The sequence below is a fragment of the Mangrovicoccus sp. HB161399 genome, from assembly GCF_013184745.1.
In the GTDB taxonomy this organism is placed as follows: Bacteria; Pseudomonadota; Alphaproteobacteria; order Rhodobacterales; family Rhodobacteraceae; genus Mangrovicoccus.
Genome location: NZ_JAATVU010000253.1, coordinates 1 through 1,057 on the forward strand (window position 1 = coordinate 1; position 1,057 = coordinate 1,057).

The 1,057-nt window shown below is 67.1% G+C and carries 2 protein-coding genes; one reads left to right on the forward strand and one right to left on the reverse strand.

Translation table 11 applies throughout. From position 1 onward, the window contains the following. The coding region (locus HCC78_RS32705; RefSeq protein ID WP_172332840.1) for a transposase at positions 1-199 on the forward strand (199 nt) is incomplete at its 5' end. 169 nt (positions 200-368) lie between these two features. Here the strand turns inward: HCC78_RS32705 and HCC78_RS32710 are convergent. Then, positions 369-1,057: calcium-binding protein (locus HCC78_RS32710; protein ID WP_172332841.1), on the reverse strand; the 689-nt coding region annotated here is incomplete at its 5' end.

Genomic DNA, 1,057 nt, shown 5'->3' on the forward strand with positions numbered 1-1,057 from the left:
GCGCGCCTGCATTCCGGGCCGGAAGCAACGCAAAACCCAAGTCAAACACGACAAGCGCCGCTGCAAACGACGCAAGCGTATCGAGATCATGTTTGGCAGGCTTAAAGACTGGAGGCGCGTAGCAACCAGATACGACAGATGCCCCAGGACATTCTTCCCTGCCATCACTCTCGCCGCGATCGTCATCTACTGGCTATGAGTCCTGACCCTAACATGGAGCTGAGCGAAAGCCGGACATGCCGCAAGCTCCATGCCAATCAGCCGGTCACACACCCGGCACGGCCGCCTTGGGGGCCGGTGGCACGGTTCCGTCCGCCCGCCGAACGGAACGATCGGGGCAGCTCCCGGCAGGACCGGAGCTGCCCCGATCAGAACAGGAAATCTGCATTCGACAGGTCCGTCTCGGCCACGCCCACGAGCAGGATCGACAGGCCGTAGGTGTCCGACAGGTCGATCAGCACGCCGCGCGACGTTTCGACCGCATGGGCGGAGAGGCTCGCGCCGTAGCCCGTCAGGGCCAGCGCGGTCAGGTCGATCAGGTCGGTGCCGTCCTGGAAATCCAGAACCGTGTCGAAGCCGTCATTCGCGCGGAAGACGAAGGTGTCTTCCCTGGCGCCGCCCTCCAGCGTGTCATCGCCCTTGTTGCCTTCCAGCTGGTCGGGGCCCGGACCGCCGGACAGATAGTCGTCTCCGGCATAGCCGCGGAGCACATCCGACGCGCCGCCGCCGAGGAGGACGTCATTGCCGCGGCCACCGATCAGCAGATCATTGTTCACGCCGCCGTCCAGCAGGTCGTCGCCCTCGCCGCCGCGCAGCTCGTCATTGCCGTCGCTGCCCGAGAGCGTGTCGTCGCCCTGGCCGCCCACGATCGTGTCGTTGCCGGGGCCGCCCTCCAGGCTGTCATCGTCAGCCTTGCCGCGGATCTGGTCGTCATCCGCCCCGCCGTCGAGCCTGTCCTCTCCGGCGCCGCCGATGAGCGTGTCCGCGCCGTCGCCGCCCGATACCGACTCCGCCGAGCCGCCGCGGCCGTCATAGCTGTCATCGCCGCCGCCCAGCA